The organism is Aminobacter ciceronei (genome assembly GCF_014138625.1).
Taxonomy (GTDB): domain Bacteria; phylum Pseudomonadota; class Alphaproteobacteria; order Rhizobiales; family Rhizobiaceae; genus Aminobacter; species Aminobacter ciceronei.
Genome location: NZ_JACJHY010000021.1, coordinates 76,170 through 90,525 on the forward strand (window position 1 = coordinate 76,170; position 14,356 = coordinate 90,525).

The 14,356-nt window shown below is 65.0% G+C and carries 16 protein-coding genes and 1 other RNA gene; 11 read left to right on the forward strand and 6 right to left on the reverse strand.

The genetic code is table 11. The features are described from left to right. Window positions 1-57 precede the first annotated feature (57 nt). Together HNQ95_RS20730 and HNQ95_RS20735 are read left to right on the forward strand one after the other, a co-directional pair. Window positions 58-786, forward strand: coding sequence for a 3-deoxy-manno-octulosonate cytidylyltransferase (locus HNQ95_RS20730; RefSeq protein ID WP_067965697.1), 729 nt, complete (start codon window positions 58-60; stop codon window positions 784-786). Between the two features lie 16 nt (window positions 787-802). Then, entirely contained in the window at window positions 803-1,666 is an 864-nt protein-coding gene (locus HNQ95_RS20735) for a prephenate dehydratase (protein ID WP_067965694.1), read from the forward strand. A gap of 9 nt (window positions 1,667-1,675) precedes the next feature. On the opposite strand, the gene HNQ95_RS33985 is transcribed toward HNQ95_RS20735, so the two are convergent. Next, window positions 1,676-1,807, reverse strand: coding sequence for a hypothetical protein (locus HNQ95_RS33985; RefSeq protein WP_281411271.1), 132 nt, complete (start codon window positions 1,805-1,807; stop codon window positions 1,676-1,678). 160 nt (window positions 1,808-1,967) lie between these two features. Between HNQ95_RS33985 and HNQ95_RS20740 the strand changes: the two genes are divergently transcribed. Continuing rightward, on the forward strand, window positions 1,968-2,654 hold the full coding sequence (locus HNQ95_RS20740; protein ID WP_169808367.1) for a class I SAM-dependent methyltransferase: 687 nt from the start codon (window positions 1,968-1,970) through the stop codon (window positions 2,652-2,654). On the opposite strand, the gene nudC is transcribed toward HNQ95_RS20740, so the two are convergent. Then, window positions 2,651-3,592, reverse strand: a complete 942-nt coding sequence (nudC, locus tag HNQ95_RS20745; protein ID WP_154385923.1) for an NAD(+) diphosphatase — start codon at window positions 3,590-3,592, stop codon at window positions 2,651-2,653. The genes HNQ95_RS20740 and nudC overlap by 4 nt on opposite strands. Before the next feature lie 29 nt (window positions 3,593-3,621). Continuing rightward, window positions 3,622-4,041 carry an HIT domain-containing protein gene (locus tag HNQ95_RS20750; RefSeq protein WP_067965687.1) on the reverse strand — a complete coding sequence of 140 codons (420 nt, stop codon included), beginning with the start codon at window positions 4,039-4,041 and terminating at the stop codon, window positions 3,622-3,624. 149 nt (window positions 4,042-4,190) lie between these two features. Between HNQ95_RS20750 and HNQ95_RS20755 the strand changes: the two genes are divergently transcribed. The 4 genes from HNQ95_RS20755 (at window position 4,191) to HNQ95_RS20770 (ending at window position 7,112) form a co-directional block, all read left to right on the forward strand. After that, window positions 4,191-4,631 carry an anthrone oxygenase family protein gene (locus HNQ95_RS20755; RefSeq protein WP_067965685.1) on the forward strand — a complete coding sequence of 147 codons (441 nt, stop codon included), beginning with the start codon at window positions 4,191-4,193 and terminating at the stop codon, window positions 4,629-4,631. Between the two features lie 65 nt (window positions 4,632-4,696). Next, window positions 4,697-4,793, forward strand: an RNA gene (ffs, locus tag HNQ95_RS20760) — signal recognition particle sRNA small type. A gap of 117 nt (window positions 4,794-4,910) precedes the next feature. Further along, window positions 4,911-6,755, forward strand: coding sequence for a DNA polymerase III subunit gamma/tau (locus HNQ95_RS20765; protein ID WP_154385922.1), 1,845 nt, complete (start codon window positions 4,911-4,913; stop codon window positions 6,753-6,755). 33 nt (window positions 6,756-6,788) lie between these two features. Beyond that, a complete protein-coding gene (locus HNQ95_RS20770) occupies window positions 6,789-7,112 on the forward strand; it encodes a YbaB/EbfC family nucleoid-associated protein (protein ID WP_067965675.1) in 324 nt (107 codons plus the stop codon). A gap of 82 nt (window positions 7,113-7,194) precedes the next feature. Here the strand turns inward: HNQ95_RS20770 and HNQ95_RS20775 are convergent, their stop codons facing one another. Beyond that, window positions 7,195-8,235, reverse strand: a complete 1,041-nt coding sequence (locus HNQ95_RS20775) for a zinc-dependent alcohol dehydrogenase family protein (protein WP_154385921.1) — start codon at window positions 8,233-8,235, stop codon at window positions 7,195-7,197. Between the two features lie 213 nt (window positions 8,236-8,448). Between HNQ95_RS20775 and HNQ95_RS20780 the strand changes: the two genes are divergently transcribed. The 3 genes from HNQ95_RS20780 (at window position 8,449) to HNQ95_RS20790 (ending at window position 11,296) form a co-directional block, all read left to right on the forward strand. After that, window positions 8,449-9,138, forward strand: a complete 690-nt coding sequence (locus tag HNQ95_RS20780; protein WP_246340908.1) for a cell wall hydrolase — start codon at window positions 8,449-8,451, stop codon at window positions 9,136-9,138. Window positions 9,139-9,240: 102 nt separating this feature from the next. Beyond that, a complete protein-coding gene (gene recR, locus HNQ95_RS20785) occupies window positions 9,241-9,846 on the forward strand; it encodes a recombination mediator RecR (RefSeq protein ID WP_067965671.1) in 606 nt (201 codons plus the stop codon). 184 nt (window positions 9,847-10,030) lie between these two features. Continuing rightward, a complete protein-coding gene (locus tag HNQ95_RS20790) occupies window positions 10,031-11,296 on the forward strand; it encodes a lytic murein transglycosylase (protein WP_154385919.1) in 1,266 nt (421 codons plus the stop codon). A 148-nt stretch (window positions 11,297-11,444) separates the two neighbouring features. Here HNQ95_RS20790 and HNQ95_RS20795 read toward each other — a convergent pair whose 3' ends face one another. After that, window positions 11,445-12,446, reverse strand: a complete 1,002-nt coding sequence (locus tag HNQ95_RS20795; protein ID WP_067965669.1) for an LLM class flavin-dependent oxidoreductase — start codon at window positions 12,444-12,446, stop codon at window positions 11,445-11,447. A gap of 127 nt (window positions 12,447-12,573) precedes the next feature. After that, window positions 12,574-13,626 (reverse strand): LLM class flavin-dependent oxidoreductase, encoded by a 1,053-nt coding sequence (locus HNQ95_RS20800; RefSeq protein WP_067965667.1) that lies wholly within the window; start codon window positions 13,624-13,626, stop codon window positions 12,574-12,576. Between the two features lie 219 nt (window positions 13,627-13,845). Here HNQ95_RS20800 and HNQ95_RS20805 point away from each other — a divergent pair, with 219 nt between their 5' ends. Then, a complete protein-coding gene (locus HNQ95_RS20805; RefSeq protein WP_067965665.1) occupies window positions 13,846-14,274 on the forward strand; it encodes a DUF6481 family protein in 429 nt (142 codons plus the stop codon). Window positions 14,275-14,356: the final 82 nt, after the last annotated feature.

Sequence of the window (14,356 nt, forward strand, 5' to 3'; positions counted from 1 at the left end):
CCCTTCCAGTGAGACCTTTTGACACTTTCCAACACCATTAGAAACAGTCGCCAAGCCATGTCCACCCTTGTCCTGATCCCCGCCCGCATGGCCTCGACACGCTTGCCCGGCAAGCCATTGGCCGACATCGCCGGCCGGCCGATGATCGTCCACGTAGCGGCCCGCGCGTCCGAATGCGGGCTCGGCCGCGTGGTCGTGGCGACCGACAGCGACATGGTCGCGGAAACGGTGCGGACGCACGGCTTCGAGGCGGTCATGACACGCGCCGACCATGAGTCGGGTTCGGACCGCATCTTCGAGGCACTGACGACGCTCGATCCGAAGGGTACGGTCGACACCGTCGTCAATGTCCAGGGTGACCTGCCGACGATCGATCCCGCGATCATCCAGGCAGCACTTCGGCCGCTGGAGGACGAGTCGGTCGACATCTCGACGCTCGGTGTCGAAATCACCCGCCACGAGGAAAAGGTCGATCCCAACGTTCCCAAGATCATCGGTTCGCCACTGTCGGCCGGGCGGATGAGGGCACTCTACTTCACCCGTGCGACGGCGCCCTGGGGCGACGGCCCGCTCTATCATCATGTCGGGCTCTATGTTTACCGCCGCGCAGCGCTCGAACGCTTCGTCGGGCTCGGCCCGTCGCCGCTGGAAAAGCGCGAGCGTCTCGAGCAGCTGCGCGCGCTGGAAGCCGGCATGCGCATCGACGTCGAAATCGTCGACACGGTGCCGCTGGGCGTCGACACGCCGGAGCATCTCGAACGCGCGCGCGAACTTCTCTCGAACTAGAACAGACAGGCCGACCATGCCGACGACGACCAACAAGATTTCCTTCCAGGGCGAGCCGGGCGCCAATTCCGACACCGCCTGCCGCAACATGTTCCCCGACATGGAGCCGCTGCCCTGCGCGACCTTCGAAGATGCTTTCAACGCGGTGGAGACCGGCAAGGCCGATCTCGCCATGATCCCGATCGAGAACACGATCGCCGGCCGTGTCGCCGACATCCATCACCTGTTGCCTGAATCGAAGCTGCACATCGTCGGCGAGTATTTCCTGCCGATCCATTTCCAGCTGATGGTCCTGCCGGGCGTTCAGCGTTCCGAGATCAAGACCGTGCACAGCCACATCCACGCGCTCGGCCAGTGCCGCAAATACATCCGCAAGAACAGCTGGAAGCCGGTGATCGCCGGTGACACCGCGGGTGCCGCCAAGCTGGTGTCCGAGGTCAAGGACCGGACGATGGCGGCGCTCGCGCCGCGTCTCGCCGCCTCGCTCTATGGCCTGGACATACTGGAAGAGAATGTCGAGGACACCGACAGCAACGTCACGCGCTTCGTCGTCCTGACCAAGAACAAGCAGTGGGTCGAGCGTCCGAGCCAGGATGCCAAGATGATGACGACCTTCATGTTCCGCGTCCGCAACGTACCGGCGGCGCTGTACAAGGCGATGGGCGGCTTCGCCACCAACGGCGTCAACATGACCAAGCTGGAGAGCTACCAGCTCGGCGCCTTCACTGCGACGCTGTTCTACGCCGACATCGAGGGCCATCCGGAGGACCCGGGTGTCACCCACGCGCTGGAGGAGCTGCGCTTTTTCTCACGCGAGGTGCGCATCCTCGGCGTCTACCCGGCGAGCGATTCCCGCGAGGCGTGGCAGGTCGCCGACTGAGCATTTCAGTCAGCCCTCGTCCGCCCAGGCGTGGATGAGCTGGTAGGCGATGGTATTTCCCGGCGGCACCCGGAGCTCGCCGGGATGGGTGCCTGCGCGCAACTGCAGGACCTCCGCCAGGCCACTATCGTCTCGTCTCACCACAGATTGAATTGTGCGTTCGCTACACCTGGCGCAGCATCGGCTGCGCTAGGACAAGCCCATGGGTACGGCTGCCATCCAGGGGGAATTGTGGGGCGCCAAGGCGCGCGACTGGGCCGAAGTCCAGGAACCCGCATGGCGGCCGGTGTTCGAAAATGTCATGACGCTGGTCGGCGTCGGGCGAGGTAAGAGGCTGCTCGATGTCGGCTGCGGCGCCGGTGGATTGCTAAGTCTTGCGCGAGAGCGTGGCGCGGCCGTCGCAGGCCTCGACGCGTCGGGGGCGCTGGCGGCCATCGCACGACAGCGCTTGCCTGACGCCAGCATCGAAGTCGGCGAGATGGAGGAATTGCCCTTCGTCGACGGCGCCTTCGACATCGTGACTGGCATCAACGCTTTCCAGTTCGCAGGCGACATGGTCCGCGCCCTCAGCGAGGCGGCTCGGGTTTGCCACGGCCGCGGCATTGTTTTCATGCTGGTTTGGGGCCAGCGCGACAAGAGCCAGTTGCAGCTGGCAGCGATGAGCGCGCTCGGGCCGTTGCTGCCGCCTTCGCCCGCATCTGCTGTGCCACCGCTTTCGAACCCCGGGGTGATCGAGGCGTTCATGAGCAGGGCCGGGCTTGAGCCGATCGATGACGGGCAACTTGACGCCACCATCGTCTTCCCCGGTAAGGACATAGCCTTGCGAGCCTTCGCTTCGGCCGGGATTGTCACGCGCGCCGAACGCCATTCGGGGGCCGACAGAGTTCGGGACGCGCTGATCGATGCCATTGCGCCCTATGTACGCGCGGATGGTCAGGTCGCGCTTGCCAATCAGTTTCGCTGGGTGAAGGCGAGGCCAGCGCCCTAGTCGCTCTCCGCCCAGGTGCGGATGAGCTGGTGCGCGATGGCATGTCCCGGCGGCACCCTGAGCTCGCCGGGATGGGTGCCGGCGAGCATCTGCAGGACCTCCGCCCGGGGGAACCAGCGGCAGTCCTCAAGTTCGTCGGTGTCCCTTGAAATGTCGTCGTTCAGCGCCTCGCCATAGCAGCCGATCATCAGCGAGTAGGGGAACGGCCAGGGCTGGCTCGAATGGTAGACGACGCGACCGAGCCGGATGCCGGCTTCCTCGAGCGTTTCGCGCCGCACCGCCGCCTCGATGGTTTCGCCCGGCTCGATGAAGCCGGCGAGCGCCGAATAGACACCCGGCGCGAAATGCCGGCCGCGCCCCATCAGGCACTTGTCGCCCGACACCGTCAGCATGATGGCGACGGGGTCGGTGCGCGGGAAATGCTCGGTACCGCATCCCGTGCAGTGGCGCTTGTAGCCGCCGGCGCGCATTTCGGTTGCAGCACCACAGCGGCCACAGAAGCGGTGGCTGGCATGCCAGGCAAGCAGTGCCGCGCCCTGCGCCAGGGCGCCGAGACCGGCTTCGTCGGTCAGGCGTTGCGCCAGAATCGATCGGAAGTCGATGGATTTGATGTGCTCCGGTAGGCCCTCCTGCTCCGCAGCGACGGGCAGGGCCAGCATGGCGATTTCGTCAGCGCGGCCGAGCAGGATCGCCTCGCCGGTCCCAGCCCCCAGCGCCTCGGCTGCCGCGCGCGAGAAATAGGGGGTGGCCGACCCGCCGCTGAAATCGAGCAGCAACCGCCCTTGCGCGACCAGAATCAGTCTCGCGCCGGGTTCGGCGAGGGCCTTCACAGCCGAATCGTCGCTGCGCTTTTCCGACTGGCGGTCGATGATGTTGCCGGAGAAGCCGAGGAAATGGCTGGCTTCACGCTGGGGGGCGTCGAACAGGCTGAAAGGCATCTGGAACTCTGGTGTGCGTCAGGGCAGCGTTATAGAGCCGACTTGATGCTCTCGGCAAACCGGTGGAGATCGTCGCGGCGATAGGGCTGGCGCACGCCATGGCCCCAGACCGGGCCGGGCCAGCCGGGATCGCCCTCGGTGCGCGCGACGACGTGAAAATGCAGTTGCCGCACGATGTTGCCGAGCGCGCCGCTGTTGATCTTGGCGCAGCCGGTTGCACGCTTCAGCGCATGCGCCACCATGTTGCTCTCGAAGGTCAGCATCGCCTGGTCGAGCGGGGTCAGGTCATGGATTTCCTCGACGCCGGGGCGCTGCGGCACCAGCACCAGCCAAGGCCAGCGCTGGTCGTTCATGACGCGCAATTCGCAAAGGCCGAGCCACATCAGCGGTTCGCTGTCGGCGTCGAGACGCGAATCCAGCGTAAACCCGGCCTTGAGCCCCGAAATCATTGGCGTTTCCCTTGTTTGATCGAAGGCTAGAGTGTGGCTGTCACGGCTGCAAGCGAATCATTGAAAAGGTTGGCCCTGAAACGTTGGCGCACTGACGCACCGCGCGTTGCACCGATATGCTATGCGTCGAACGTCAGCGGAGATGCGCAATGTTTGCCGGTCAGCTTGCTCTGGTTCTCGCGGCCGCCTTTGCCGGTGCGGCATTCTACATCAATTTCGCCGAACAGCCCGCACGGCTTGGCCTCGACGACAAAAATCTGCTTGCCCAGTGGAAGCCGAGCTATGCCGCCGGCTTCACCATGCAGGCGAGCCTGGCATTCGCCTCCGGCATGCTCGGCCTTCTCACCGCCTGGCTGACCGCGGATTGGCGCTGGGTGGTGGGCGCCGCGCTGATGCTTGCCAATTGGCCCTATACGCTGCTTGGTATCATGCCGACCAACAAGCGCATCGAGGCTATACCGAACGAAGAGGGCGGTGTCGCATCCCGCAGGCTGATCGTGCATTGGGGCACGCTGCATGCGCTGCGCACCGGCCTCGGCATCGCGGCAACGCTTTCCTATCTCTGGGCGCTGAATTCCGGCGGTGCCTGATCGCCGCATCAACATGTCGCCCAAGGCTCTTGCAATTGGTGTGGCAATTGCCGATATGGAGGTTGGGAGGTTGGTGGTGGACGATCCACTCGCCAACCGGGTCAGGTCCGGAAGGAAGCAGCCCTAACGAGCCCGGAACGGGTCATTGTTCCAGCCTCCCGCCTCTTCGCCCTTCTCCGCGTCATTGACGGCGTTGCGCCGTGCGGGCGAAACTCGTTTCGCGGAATCGGCCCTCGTGGCCGTGGCAGGGGCGCCAATACCAACGGGCGAACGGGGCGGATGAGCGAAGCCGGACAGACCGATAAGACCAAGGACGGCGCCTATCGCGTTCTCGCACGCAAGTACCGTCCGGCGGATTTCACCGCACTCGTCGGCCAGGAGCCGATGGTCCAGACGCTCACCAACGCCTTTTCCTCGGGTCGTATCGCCCAAGCCTGGATGCTGACCGGCGTCCGCGGTGTCGGCAAGACCACCACCGCCCGCATCTTGGCGCGCGCGCTCAACTACAAGACCGCTGACATTGACCGCCCCTCGGTCGACCTGTCGGTGCTCGGCGAGCACTGCCAGTCGATCATGGAAGGACGCCACGTCGACGTCATCGAGATGGACGCCGCGTCCCACACCGGCATCGACGACATCAGGGATATCATCGACCGTGTCCGCTATGCGCCCGTGTCGGCGCGCTACAAGGTCTACATCATCGACGAGGTGCACATGCTCTCGACGCAGGCTTTCAACGGCCTGCTGAAGACGCTGGAAGAGCCGCCGCCCCACGTCAAGTTCATCTTCGCCACCACTGAAATCCGCAAGGTTCCGATCACGGTGCTGTCGCGCTGCCAGCGCTTCGACCTGCGCCGTATCGACGCCGGCAAGCTTGTCGGGCATCTCCGCAACATTGCCCGGCAGGAAGGCATTTCGGTCGAGGACGACGCGCTTGCCATGGTCGCGCGCGCGGCAGAGGGCTCGGCGCGCGATTCTTTGTCCATCCTCGACCAGGCCATTGCCCATGGCGGCGGTACGGTGACCACGGAAGCTGTACGCGCCATGCTCGGCCTTGCCGACCGGGCGCGGGTGGTCGACCTGTTCGAAAACATCATGAAGGGCGACATCGCCGCTGCCCTTGGCGAGCTGCGCGCCCAGTACGATACCGGCGCCGACCCGGTGGCTGTGCTCAACGATCTTGCCGAATTCACCCATCTGGTCACCCGCCTGCGCTTCGTGCCGTCGGCGGCCGACGACGCCTCGCTGTCCGAGGACGAGCGCAAGCGCGGCGTGGAATTCGCCCAGGCCTTGTCGGTGCGTGTGCTGTCGCGTGCCTGGCAGATGCTGCTCAAGGGCATTCCCGAGGTGCAGTCGTCCAATCGTCCGGTCAGTGCCGCCGAGATGGTGTTGATCCGGCTGGCGCATGCCGCCGATCTGCCCACTCTCGACGAGGCATTGAAATCCCTCGGCGACGCGCCGCCGCAGCCTTCCGGCGCACCGCGCAATGGCGGCATGCCCGCTGGCGGTGGCAATGGCGGAGGCGCTTCGGCCGTGTCGCAGGCGCGCATGCCGGTCAGCAATGGCGGCGGCCAGGCGATGCGCCTGGTTGAAAGCGCGCCAGCGCCTACGGCCTTTGTCGCGCCGACGCCGACGCCGGCGCCGACGCCGGCGCCGGAACCGGTTGTCGATGCCGTGCCTGTGCGCACCATCGCCGAACTCGCGAACCTTGCCGAAGCCAATCGCGAAATGGCCTTCAAGGTGCTGATCCGCCGTGCCGTGCGCCCGGTGCGCATCGAGCCCGGCCATATCGAATGCAGCCTGACTTCGGACGCCCCGCGTACCTTCCTCAACGATCTGACGGTGAAGCTGAAGGCCTGGACCGGACGTCACTGGATGGTGTCGCTGTCCAAGGAAGAAGGCGGGCCGACGCTTGCCGAGATCGAGGCGACCAAGCGCGAAGTCGCGCTGACAGACGCCAAGGCGGACCCGACGGTGGCGGCGATCCTGGCGCGCTTTCCCGGCGCCAAGATCATCGACGTGCGGCTGCCGACAACACCGGATGCGCCCGATATCGATACCGACACCGAGTTGCAGCCCGATCCGGGCATCGGTCTCGACAATGACGACGACGACCCGTTCTGAGACGACCCGTTCTGAGACGAAAGGACAAAGACGATGAAGGATCTCCTCGGCCTGATGGGCAAGGCGAAGGAAATGCAGGCCAAGCTGCAGGCCATGCAGGAAGAAGTTGCCCTGCTCGAAGCCACCGGCCAGTCCGGCGGCGGCCTCGTGACGGTAACCCTGTCCGGCAAGTCGGAAATGAAGGCGCTGAAGATCGATCCGTCGCTGCTTAGGGAAGGCGAGGGCGAGATCCTCGAGGACCTGATCGTCGCCGCGCATAACGATGCCAAGGCCAAGGTCGAGGCGACGATGCAGGAAAAGACCAAGGCGCTGACCGCCGGCCTGCCGATCCCGCCCGGCATGAAGCTGCCGTTCTGAGAATAGGCAATAGCGAGTAGCCAATGGCGGTGCGGCGCTTGAGGTTCAGGCGCCGTTCCTGATCTATCTGTTCACTGTTCTCCTAGAATCTGGTCACGACGCTGATCCCCAGTCCTTCGAACCGGTCCATGGCCATCAGCGCCGCCGGGGCGTCGTCGAGGCTGATGTGCTTGCCGACCAGCAATTGCGGGGCAAGCTTGCCTGCCTCGATCATCTGCATCATCGCCTCGTAGCGGAACGCCTGCATGCCGTGGCTGCCGAGGATTTCGAGTTCATGGGCGATCACCTTGCCCATCGGGATCCTGGGATCAGCATGGTCGCCGAGCATCAGCCCGACCTGGACGTGGCGGCCACGCCGGCGAAGGTTGGCGATCGAGTTGTAGCAGGTGGCGGGATGGCCGAGCGCGTCGAGCGACAGATGCGCACCGCCCGCCGTGAGCTCGCGCACCGCGCCGACGACATCGGTCTCGCGTGAGGCATTGATCGTCGCCACCGCACCCATTTTCCTGGCAAAGTCGAGCTTCTCATCCGAGAGGTCGATGGCGATTGCATTGGCGCCCGACGCTGCCGCGATCATGATCGCCGACAGGCCGACACCGCCGCAGCCGTGCACTGCCACCCATTCGCCTGGCTTGACACGGCCCTGGTCGACGACGGCGCGGAACGAGGTGATGAAGCGGCAGCCGAGGCTGGCTGCGGTGACGAAATCCATGCTGTCGGGCAGCCGCACCAGGTTGGTGTCGGCGAAATCGACAGCGACATATTCGGCGAACGAACCCCAGGCGGTGAAGCCCGGCTGGAACTGGTGTTCGCAGACCTGGTGATTGCCCGAGGTGCATTCAAAGCAGCGTCCGCAGCCGCCGACGAAGGGCACGGTGACGCGGTCGCCGGCCTTCCAGCGCGTGACCTGCCGGCCGGCGGCGACAACGACGCCGGCGAGTTCGTGGCCCGGCACATGCGGAAGGGTGATGTCGGCGTCGTGCCCCATCCAGCCATGCCAGTCGCTGCGGCAGAGCCCGGTGGCCTCGACCTTGATCACCACGCCGCCGGGTGCAGGCGCTGGTTCGGCGACAGTCTGGACCTTCGGCGGTTGCCCAAATTGTTCGAACAGCACGGCTTTCATGGTCGCCTCCAACTGATTTTCGGCCGCCACGATGCGTGCCTTTGCCTGTCATTGACCTGACCATAACGACCGGCCGTCGCAGAGGCGAGCCCGGCCAGGAGGCGCTGTCTGCCGCTCGGCCATCATTTTGCCCGAAACGGGCGCATTCTTGCTGCAATCTGGGGACGTGGCGGGCTTACGAGAGGGGCGCTTTTGATCGCCAAAAATTGGAAGATGCCGATTTTGGTCGGCGTCGTCGCCTCGCCGTTCATCGTTTCCGGGTGCACCACCAGCAAGCTCGCTGACGGGATCACCACGAGCTCGGTCCGTTCGGGTTCCTACGCCTATTCGGCGAAGGACAAGGAATGCCTGGCGCGCGCGATGTTCTTCGAATCCAACCGCTCGAGCCGCGATGGCCTCGTTGCCGTCGGCAGTGTCGTCATGAACCGGCTCAAGTCGGGCGAATATGGTGACACTGTCTGCGGCGTCGTCGGCCAGAAGGGCCAGTTCGCGCCCGGCGTGCTGTCGCGGCCGATGAATTCGCAGGCACTGCCCGACGTGCAGGCGGCAGCAGAATCCGTGCTCAAGGGCGAGCGCCACCCCAAGGTGAAGCCAGAGGTGATGTTCTTCCATACCGCCGGGCTGAAGTTCCCCTACAAGAACATGCACTACACCACAGTTGCCGGCGGCAATGCGTTTTACGAGAAGCGTAGCCGGCGCAAGCTGCCCGTGGCCGAGCCGGACACGATGGTCGCTTCCGCCGCACAGCCGACGCTGCCGGGCGTCGTCGAGCAGCAGCCGACCACGGTCGCTTCTGCCGGCTCCGACGCGGCGTTGGCCAGCGCGATGTCGTTTCAGGCGACACCGGAAAACGCCGACGCGATCGGCGCGCTCATTGCGAGCCAGGAACGGCCGATGGAATGAGGGATAGCGAATAGTCAGTAGCGAGTGGAGGAAAGAGGCGGCGGCCGCTCCTCGGCCCACTATTCACTACTCACCATTGCCTAGTCGTTTTATATCGCTTCCATGTCCAAGCGAATCGCCGGTCCCGAGATCGAACGCCTGATCCAGCTTCTGGCCAAGGTGCCGGGGCTCGGCCCGCGTTCGGCCCGCCGCGCCGCCCTTCACCTGATCAAGAAGAAAGAACAACTGCTGGCGCCGTTGGCCGCCGCCATGGGCGAGGCGGTCGACAAGGTCAGGGTGTGCTCGACCTGCGGCAATGTCGACACCTCCGATCCGTGCATGATCTGCACCGATCCACGCCGCGACCCCACCACCATCATCGTCGTCGAGGACGTGTCCGACCTCTGGGCGCTGGAGCGGGCCGGCGCGATGAATGCGAAATTCCATGTGCTCGGCGGCACGCTGTCGCCGCTCGACGGCGTCGGCCCCGACCAACTGACCATCAGGCAACTGGTCACCCGCATCGCCGAGGGCGGGGTCAGCGAGGTGATCCTGGCCGTCAACGCCACCGTCGAGGGCCAGACGACCGCGCATTATCTGACCGACCAGCTCTCCGGTTTCGACGTCAAGGTGACGAGGCTGGCGCATGGTGTGCCGGTCGGCGGCGAGCTCGATTATCTCGACGAGGGCACGCTGTCGGCCGCATTGAAGTCGCGGACTGTGTTTTGACGTAATTGGCTTGCAGGGAGGCTGGATGAGACTTTCGGCATTGTATTCGCCTCTTCGCACCCTCTGGCCTGCCGGCCTCCCGCGCAAGGTGGGAGAACAGCTGTCGCCACCGTCTCCGCCATTCACCAACATCGCAGAAAGAGCGGCGAGCCCGAAGCTGCCGATCTCCCCCCTTGCGGGGGAGATGGCCGGCAGGCCAGATGGGGGTGCGAAGAGGCGCGCCGTTTCCGTCTTGGCTACCCTTGCCGCCGCGCTAATCGCCTTCGCCGCCCCCGCTTCCGCCGCCAGGATCGACGACCAGTTCCAGGCCTGGCTCGCCAAGGACCTCTGGCCCGAAGCCAAGGCCAAGGGAATCTCCAAAGCGACGTTCGACGCTGCGTTCCAGGGCGTGTCGCCCAATCTCAAACTGCCCGATCTCGTGCTCCCCGGCGAAAAGCCGAAGACACCGAAGAAACAGCACCAGGCCGAGTTCGGCTCGCCCGGCAACTACTTCTCCGAAAAGACGCTCGGTGCCGTCACCTCAGGCGGGCGCGCGCGGGCGGGCGCAAATGCGAAGACACTCGCTGCGATCGAAAAGCGTTTCGGCGTGCCAGGCGGCGTGGTGCTGGCGATCTGGGGGCGCGAGTCGGGCTTCGGTGCCGCCAAGATGCCGTACGATGCCTTCGAGGTTCTCGGCACCAAGGCCTTCCTGGCGACCCGCAAGGAAATGTTCCGCAAGGAGTTGCTGGCCGGTTTGGAGATGGTCGAACGCGGGCTGGTCAGTCGCAAGGCAATGCGCTCGTCCTGGGCTGGTGCACTCGGCCAGCCGCAGTTCCTGCCGACCTCGTTCCTGAAGCATGCCGTGGATTTCGACGGCGACGGCCGCGCCGACATCTGGAACTCGACGCCTGACACGCTGGCCTCCATCGCCAACTATCTCGTCCATTATGGCTGGGCAAAGGGCCGCGACTGGGGTTTCGAGGTGTCGCTGCCGGAGAGCGTCACCTGTGCTCTGGAAGGCCCCGACCAAGGCAAGAAGATCTCGGACTGGGCCGCGATGGGTATCACCCGCGTTGGCGGCAAGCCGTTCCCTCAGAATGAGGCACGGGCCGAGGGTTTCCTGATGATGCCGGCGGGGCGCAACGGCCCGGCCTTCATTGTCACGCCCAATTTTTATGTGCTCAAGGAATACAACGAGAGCGACGTCTACGCGCTGTTCATCGGCCACGGCGCCGACCGGATCGCGTCCGGCGACCGACGTTTCGTGGGCAACTGGGGCAAGGTCGACGGGCTCTACCGCTCTGACGTCGCCACGATGCAGCGCGGCCTGGAAAAGCTCGGCTACGACGTCGGCGGCGCCGACGGTCTGCCGGGCTTCAAGACGCGCCGGTCGATCGGCGACTGGCAGGCGAAGAATGGCCGTGCGGCGACATGTTTTCCCGACAAGGGCCTCCTCGAGGCGATGCGGTAATTTCCTTCGCACCGTTTACGGGAGAAGGTGGCCCGAAGGGCCGCATGAGGGGACGGTGCCAACTTCCGAGTTCAGCCCTGCCCCTCACTCTGCTGTGCTCGCAAGCTCGCTTGGCTTCCCTCTCCTCGTAAACGGGGCGAAGGAACGGCTACGCCGCCTTCGCCAATCTGGCACCGACTTCCGCAAGAATCTCATACGAACGCTTGCGTGATTGATGGTCGAACACCTGGGCGGTGACCATCAGTTCGTCGGCACCGGTACGCGCGATGAATGCCTCGACGCCGCGCCGGACCGTGTCGCGTGAGCCGACGACGGCGCAGGCAAGCGTCTGGGACAACATCTGGCGCGCGACGGGGTCGAGCTCGCGCTCATAGCCCTCGAGCGGCGCGGGCAGGCGGCCGGGGCGGCCGCTGCGCAGGTTGACGAAGGCCTGCTGTACCGAACTGAACAGAAGCTTCGCCTCGGCGTCGGTGTCGGCGGCGACGATGTTGATGCCGGCCATGACATAGGGTTTGGCCAATCGCTCCGACGGCTGGAAGCGCGAGCGGTAGATCTCGATCGCATGGTCGAGCTCCGAAGGGGCGAAGTGCGAAGCGAAGGCGTAGGGCAGGCCAAGCATGGCGGCGAGCTGCGCGCCATAGAGACTTGATCCCAGCACCCAGACTTCGACCTGCTCGCCCTCGCCGGGCACGGCGCGGATGCGCTGTTCGGGCGTTGCCGGATCGAAATAGCTCATCAGCTCGACGACATCCTGCGGGAAATTGTCGACGCCGGCCTCGAGATTGCGGCGCAGGGCGCGCGCGGTCAGCATGTCGGTGCCGGGCGCCCGGCCGATGCCGAGGTCGATGCGGCCGGGGTGCAGGGCGGCAAGCGTGCCGAACTGTTCAGCGATGACCAGCGGCGCGTGGTTGGGCAGCATGATGCCGCCGGCGCCGACGCGAATGGTGCTGGTGCCGGCCGCGACATGGGCGATGACGACCGAGGTCGCAGCACTGGCGATGCCGGCCATGTTGTGGTGTTCGGCCAGCCAGTAGCGGTGGAAGCCGAGCTTCTCGGCGTGGCGGGCGAGGTCGAGCGTGTTCTTCAGCGATTGGGCGGCAGTGCTGCCTTCGGTGACCGGCGAAAGGTCGAGGACGGACAAGGTGGTCATGAGGCAGCTCCGGCGGGTGAGGACCCGCCGGATATAGGGAGCGTCACCTGCGCAAACAAACCTTCCCGCCGAAGGTATGTTTTGGTCCAGTGGTTGAAGCGCTCTGGAGTGCTCTTCGGCTGCTCCGTCACGCCGCCGTGCCGATAGCGGAAACGCCCAGTTCCTTACGCACCAGCGGCGCCACCTTGGTGCCGTAGAGCTCGATCGCCTTCATGATCTTGTCGTGCGGCATGATGCCGATCGCCATCTGCAGCAGGAAGCGGTCATTCTTGAAGACATTGTGCTGGGCCACGATCTTCTCTGCCACCTGCTCCGGATTGCCGACGAACAGCGCGCCGTTGGCGCCGCGCGACTGGTCGAAATGCGCCCGAGACGTTGGGCCCCAGCCACGCTCGCGGCCGATGCGGTTCATCACCTCGGCCTGCGGCAGGTAGAAGTCGTCGGCCGCATGTTCGGTGGTCTCGCCGATGAAACCATGCACGTTGATGCTGGTGGCGAGCTTGGCCGGATCCTGGCCGGCGCGGCGCGCCGCCTCGCGGTAGAGATCGAAGAGCGGCGCGAAACGGGCCGGCTCGCCGCCGATGATGGCGAGCGCCAGCGGCAGGCCGAGCACGCCGGCACGTGCCGCCGACTGCGGCGTGCCGCCAATGGCGATCCAGATCGGCAAAAGCTCCTGATAGGGGCGGGGATAGACGCCGCGATCGTTGATCGGCGCCCGGTGTGTTCCTTGCCAGGTCACGCGTTCGCTGTCGCGCAATGCCAGGAGCAGATCGAGCTTCTCGGCGAAGAGCTCGTCATAGTCCTCGAGGTTGTAGCCGAACAGCGGAAACGATTCGATGAACGAGCCGCGACCGGCCATGATCTCGGCGCGGCCACCCGACAACTGGTCGAGGGTGGCGAACTGCTGGAACACACGCACCGGATCGTCCGAAGACAGCACGGTAACGGCGCTGGTCAAGCGGATGCGCTTGGTGCGCTCGGCAGCGGCGGCAAGTGCGATGACGGGTGCCGAGGCGGCATAGTCGGGGCGGTGGTGCTCACCCAGGCCGAAAACGTCGAGCCCGACCTGGTCGGCCAGCTCGATTTCCTCGATCAGATTGCGCAACCGCTGGTGGGCTCCGATGGCACCAGGCCCCGGCTCTGGGCTAACGTCTGCAAAAGTGTAGAGGCCAAGTTCCATGATCTCTGGTCCTGTCGCTATTGTTTGTGCTAGAGGTAGCCATCGCTCCACGAGGTCGCCAGACGCGATCTAGTGAACAATCCATATCGAGATTGGCGTCAAAGAGCGTTTCCTATCCGCAACATCACGCGAATTCATGGGAGACATGCCTTTTTGGCGCTTGAACTATGCCTTCGCGCGCGTATGTAAGCGGCGCGAAGTGACTCTAGGGAAATCAAATTGGCAATCTACCGAGAAAAAGACGCCTTTGAGCGGCGGAACGCCGCCAATGACGCAAAGAAAGCCCTCCTCGAAAAGTACAAGGCACGCCCCGCAGCTGACGATCCGGCCGTTCTGGCCCGTCAGGCCGAGCGCAAGGCAATCCTCGAGGCTCGCGCCATCCGTGAAGCCGAGAAGGAAAAGCTAAGGCAAGAGCGCCTGGCCCGCGAAGCCGTTGAAAAGGCCGAACGCGAAGCCAAGGCTGAAGCAGAACGTCTCGCCGCCGAAGAGGCCGCACAGGCTGAAGCAAAGGCGCGCGAGGCAGAGGAAGGCGATCGCATCGCCCGCCTGCTCGCCGACGAAGCCGAGCGCAAGGCCAAGCGCGACGCGCGTTACGCCGCGCGCAAGGCGCGTGGCAAGCGCATGCCGCCTTCGGCCAACTACGGCTGAACGCAGGTCGACCTTCGCCTGCACTCGCCGGAATGACGCATCGGCCCGTTAGTCGGGCTCGATAGCGCAAAACTCACATCGT

Coding starts and splice junctions, on each gene's coding strand:
- HNQ95_RS20730 (WP_067965697.1), top strand. CDS start 58: ATGTCCACCCTTGTCCTGATCCCCGCCCGCATGGCCTCGACACGCTTG.
- HNQ95_RS20735 (WP_067965694.1), top strand. CDS start 803: ATGCCGACGACGACCAACAAGATTTCCTTCCAGGGCGAGCCGGGCGCC.
- HNQ95_RS20740 (WP_169808367.1), top strand. CDS start 1,968: ATGACGCTGGTCGGCGTCGGGCGAGGTAAGAGGCTGCTCGATGTCGGC.
- nudC (WP_154385923.1), bottom strand. CDS start 3,592: ATGCCTTTCAGCCTGTTCGACGCCCCCCAGCGTGAAGCCAGCCATTTC.
- HNQ95_RS20750 (WP_067965687.1), bottom strand. CDS start 4,041: ATGATTTCGGGGCTCAAGGCCGGGTTTACGCTGGATTCGCGTCTCGAC.
- HNQ95_RS20755 (WP_067965685.1), top strand. CDS start 4,191: ATGTTTGCCGGTCAGCTTGCTCTGGTTCTCGCGGCCGCCTTTGCCGGT.
- HNQ95_RS20765 (WP_154385922.1), top strand. CDS start 4,911: ATGAGCGAAGCCGGACAGACCGATAAGACCAAGGACGGCGCCTATCGC.
- HNQ95_RS20770 (WP_067965675.1), top strand. CDS start 6,789: ATGAAGGATCTCCTCGGCCTGATGGGCAAGGCGAAGGAAATGCAGGCC.
- HNQ95_RS20775 (WP_154385921.1), bottom strand. CDS start 8,235: ATGAAAGCCGTGCTGTTCGAACAATTTGGGCAACCGCCGAAGGTCCAG.
- HNQ95_RS20780 (WP_246340908.1), top strand. CDS start 8,449: ATGCCGATTTTGGTCGGCGTCGTCGCCTCGCCGTTCATCGTTTCCGGG.
- recR (WP_067965671.1), top strand. CDS start 9,241: ATGTCCAAGCGAATCGCCGGTCCCGAGATCGAACGCCTGATCCAGCTT.
- HNQ95_RS20790 (WP_154385919.1), top strand. CDS start 10,031: ATGGCCGGCAGGCCAGATGGGGGTGCGAAGAGGCGCGCCGTTTCCGTC.
- HNQ95_RS20795 (WP_067965669.1), bottom strand. CDS start 12,446: ATGACCACCTTGTCCGTCCTCGACCTTTCGCCGGTCACCGAAGGCAGC.
- HNQ95_RS20800 (WP_067965667.1), bottom strand. CDS start 13,626: ATGGAACTTGGCCTCTACACTTTTGCAGACGTTAGCCCAGAGCCGGGG.